This window comes from Bartonella sp. AA126HLJHH (assembly GCF_042197425.1).
Classification (GTDB): Bacteria; Pseudomonadota; Alphaproteobacteria; order Rhizobiales; family Rhizobiaceae; genus Bartonella.
In genome coordinates this window covers 1-5,042 of sequence record NZ_JBHIRU010000045.1, presented here as the reverse complement: position 1 = coordinate 5,042, position 5,042 = coordinate 1, and the positions used below count along the sequence as shown (strand labels likewise).

Sequence of the window (5,042 nt, the reverse complement as noted above, 5' to 3'; positions counted from 1 at the left end):
TCTTTAGCAATGTAAGATAATTTATACGTTGGCTGTGTAAGAGCTCCATCTTTAAAGGATGCTTCTCCACCTAAAAATTTAGCAATATCACCACCAATTTTATTAATCTGACCACCCGTAATTGCATCACGTGAACCCTTGGCAATCTGACCATCAGCAACATTATGGAGACCTACAGCTGCCTTATCCTTACCTTTGCCTAAAGTCACACTCGTATAATCAGTTTCATCACCTGTTTTATCATAATGAACAACAGCTGATTCATCTGACTGAAGGCTGGTAGAAAGATCCTTCAGACTTGCATCAAGCTGACCCTTATTAACCGCTTCATTATTTTGTGTTGCTGCCTTCACACCAGAAAGAATCCGATCCCCTTTGTCCTTATTGGCAATGTTGATTTCACCGCCTTCTACTGCACCTCCAATAGTGAGACGATGCGTTGTTTTGTCTTGCTGAACAAAGCTTTCGCTTTCTACTTTGGTAATCACATCGTTAACCTGTTCAGTCAATTTATTCTGAACATTCGTGATAGAACTTCCAACACCTGCAAGTGCATCCGCTACATTCTGATAATTCTTGTCAAAAGAAGTACCATCCTCACTAAACTGCTTGATCTTGAAATCTGGTGCTTTCCATTTGCCCTCTTTATCATAACCAGCACCTCCACCAAAATAGGTCGCAAGTTGTTCGTTCAGCGAATAAAGTTGACTACCCGTTACAGCATCTGTTGATTTAGCGCTAATCTCACCATTTGCAAGGAACGTAATTCTACTGTTTTCTTGTGTCCTGACAGCTTTGCCTTTTTCTTCTTTGCTCTTTTCATGACGCGCTACAAAGGCATCGGCTTCCTTGCTCCATAACAAAGAATCCTGTGCTACTCCTTTTGAGACTTCCTTAATACGATCGTTAACGGTTTTGATATTCTCATCAAGTCCTTTAAAGGCTGTTTCAACACCTTCATACGATTTATTTGTTACATTACCCTCTTTAGAAACTGTCGATAAGTCATACGTTGGTCCTGTAAAGTTTTTGCCATCAAAGGATACAGCGCCACCTAAAATCTTTGATAAACTCGCAGCTATGGTATTAATCTGACCACCCGTAACCGCATCGCTCGAACCAGCTACAATAGAACCATCAGCCAGCGATGTAATCTTGCTGTTTGTTTTTTCACCTTCTTTTTCACCATGCTGCGCTACAAAGGCTTTATCAGTTTTGCTCCACAATAAAGCATCGCCTTGGACTTCTTGTGTAATATTCGTTAGTTTTTCAGTAAAATTTTTGACCTCATTCGTTAGATGAGTATTCACATTCTTGACACTCGTATCAAGATCAGAAAAAGCTGAACCAACATCGTTATGTGATTTAGTCGTTACCGTACCATCGTCAGAAACATTAGAGATGTTATAAGTTGGCGCTGTAAAAACACCCGCTGAAAATGCTGCATCACCACCAAAATAAGATGCAACACTGCTACCTAGAGTATGAATCTGACCACCACTTACAGCTTCCTTTGAGTTTTCACTGATATCCCCGTCGAGTAAACCGGAAAGCTTCCGTCCTTCATTCTCTTTGTTCAAAATACTAATTTCGGTACCACCAGTTCCCTTACCAATAGTGATAAGACCTGTTCCTCCATCACGGAGACTACGCGATAAAGTCATCTCTGTTGCTTGCTTAACAAGGATACTGTCTCTTACATTAGCAATTTCAGTATTTGTTGCAAAAAGTTGGGAACCATTGACCGCTTCATTGGAATCCGCTGAGAGAGTGCCATTCTTTATACCTGTAAGAGTACGATTATCATTTTTGTTGTTGGCAATATCAATTTTATCACCATCTGTTTCTTTTCCAATGTTGATATGTTTCGTTTCTGAATCCTGTTTAACGAAGCTACTGGCTGCTACTTGTTCTTTGACATCTTTTAATTGCGAAAAATTCACCGCATCAGTTTCTTCAGTACCAGCGGCAACACCAGAAATAATCCGTGCCACACCAGTCTTATTGGCAACAGTGATTTTACTGCCTTCTACTGCAGCTCCAATAGTGATAAGATGTGTATCTGCATCTTTCTTAACAAGGCTATCGCCTTTCACATTGGCAATTTCATTGGTAATCTCATTTTTTACATTTGTGAGGGAAGTGCCAACACCCGCCAAAGCCTCCGCTACAGTGTCATATTTCTTCTCTTCAGAGTTACCATCTTCTTTGACTGTTGTAACCTTGAAGTTTGGGGCTGTCCATTGACCATTCTCATACTTAGCATCACCGCCAAAATACGAGGCAACCCCTGTGCCTAATGTATGAAGCTGCGAGCCATTTATGGCGTCTGTGGAATCTTTCGTAATATCTCCTGTGGCAAGAAATGTAATCTTGCTATTTTCTTGTGTTGCTACAGCTCTGCCTTTTTCTTCTCGCTTCTTTTCATGACGCGCTACAAACGCATCGGCTTCCTTGCTCCATAACAAGGAATCATGCGCAACTCCTTCAGATACTTCCTTAATGCGCTGATTCATAGTCTTGATATTCGTGTCAAGACCTGCAAATGCAGTTCCAACACCTTGAAACGAACTCTCTGTTACAACTCCATCTTTAGCAATGTAAGATAATTTATACGTTGGCTGTGTAAGAGCTCCATCTTTAAAGGATGCTTCTCCACCTAAAAATTTAGCAATATCACCACCAATTTTATTAATCTGACCACCCGTAATTGCATCACGTGAACCCTTGGCAATCTGACCATCAGCAACATTATGGAGACCTACAGCTGCCTTATCCTTACCTTTGCCTAAAGTCACACTCGTATAATCAGTTTCATCACCTGTTTTATCATAATGAACAACAGCTGATTCATCTGACTGAAGGCTGGTAGAAAGATCCTTCAGACTTGCATCAAGCTGACCCTTATTAACCGCTTCATTATTTTGTGTTGCTGCCTTCACACCAGAAAGAATCCGATCCCCTTTGTCCTTATTGGCAATGTTGATTTCACTGCCTTCTACTGCAGCTCCAATAGTGAGACGATGTGTTGCTTGGTCTTGCTGAACAAAGCTTTCGCTTTCTACTTTGTTAATCACATTATTAACCTGTTCAGTCAATTTATTCTGAACATTCGTGATAGAAGTACCTACACCTTCAAAGGCAGATGCTACATCAGGATATTCTTTGTTTTCTGTTTCGCCATCATCCTTAACGGACTTAACAGTAAATTTAGGAGCAGTCCAAGCGCCATTTTCATATTTAGCGCCACCACCTAAATACTTAGCTATATTCGTGGCTACAATTGTAACATTTTGATTTGTAGTAAACAGCTGTGAGCCATTAACCGCTTCATCTGAATTTGCACTGAGATCGCCACCTAATAAACCGGAAATTTTCCGTTTCTCACTATCTTTATTCAGAATGCTGATTTCAGTACCACCAGTTCCTTTCCCAATGGTGATGAGACCTGTACCCCCCGCACGGAGACTACGCGCTAATTTCTCCTCTTTTTCTTCTTCTTGCTTAACAAGGATACTGTCTCTTACATCAGCAATTTCATTATTTGTTGCAAATAACTGTGAACCATTCACCGCTTGTTGTGAAGTCTCAGTGAGTGCTGCAGCCTTAACTTTCTTTATCTCTTTACCTCCAGCATCAATACCATCGGTCGTTATTTTGGGACCACCAGTAATTACTAAGCCCGTTGCATCTAAGGTATTTCCTGCTACTTTTGCACTACTCAACGTAATATCTTTAGCAAGATCAAATTTTAGCTTATTGTCCTTATCGCCCTTTGTAATATTTAGGTTGCTACTTCCAGCAGAAAAATCTACTCCGCTATCCATAAGAACAGCTGTAGCATTTTTATCTCCAACTGATAGTTTCCAACCGTTTTCTCTTACGACCCTTTCTAAGTCTTTCAATTGTATTACATTCACTGCGTCTGAATCTTCACTACCAGCCGCTACACCTGTAATTTGGCGCGTTCTTTCATTATCAATATTACCAACACTGACAGCACTTGCTGTAGATTTCCAATAAGATGCCGTATTTGCTGCAGGTCCCTGCAGCACAGAAGTATAACCCGGAACACCACCAGCCCTGTTAGCCATAGAAAAACTTCCTATTGCAACACCACCCCCTTCTGATACAGCATTCTCGCCTATAGAAACGCTGTCCACCCCTCTTGACACTGTTTTATATCCTATAGAAATAGAATATTTTCCCAATGCATCTGCAGCCACACCAAAAGCAGCCGTATATTCTTCCCCAGCAGTCGCAAAATCTCCCACAGCTGTTGAAAAATTCTTAATCGCTTTTGTTACGCTTGTACCAGCACCATATTGGTTACCTATTGCGATACTATTTTGACCCAAAGCTTCCGCCTTATAGCCTATAGCAATGCTATTAAAACCTTGCGCCCGTGCATCACCCCCCAAACTGGTAGCATTTTTGTTTGTTGAATTTGCGCCATTACCTATAGCTATACCACTTTCCATTTTAGTCTTTGCATCCTCGCCCAACATAATACCTTTATCAGCTTTCGTGTCTCGCTGCAGTTCACTAACAGGAATGAGTTGTCTTGTTGTCAAAGTATTTATTGTGGAATTATTATCACTGTTACTAGAAAGAGTATTGACCAGAAAATTTGCGTAGTCACTGGTAGCATCCACCTTAGGTGTTGTCGCAACATTCAACGCTGTTATATAATTTTCCTTTGATGCACCAGAAGCATCTAACTCACTGTTATCGCCATCATAAGCAGAAATAACATTTCGTGGAGCTCCTACAACAGCGCTCTCGACACCTTCAAGGAATATTTTGCTTACATCGACATTTGCCGAAAAACTAGGAGAAACATTCGATAAAAACGCAACTATTGCAGCCAACAAAAGCGCCCTCACCAAAGACAACGGATAAGGAAAATGAATCCCATTTGCATCATCGTGTGCTAGTGTGGCATATGATTTTTTCATAATAAATTCTCCAATGAAAAAACTTAGAAACACCTCCAAAACATAAAAAAGACACATTTTAGCATTATCGATATCTTTGGAATT

Annotated in this window: 1 pseudogene; it reads right to left on the bottom strand. The window is 40.6% G+C overall.

Annotated features, from left to right (window positions below):
- A pseudogene (locus ACFIQC_RS09210) lies at positions 1 to 4,958 on the bottom strand (hypothetical protein); the annotation flags it as partial.
- Positions 4,959 to 5,042: the final 84 nt, after the last annotated feature.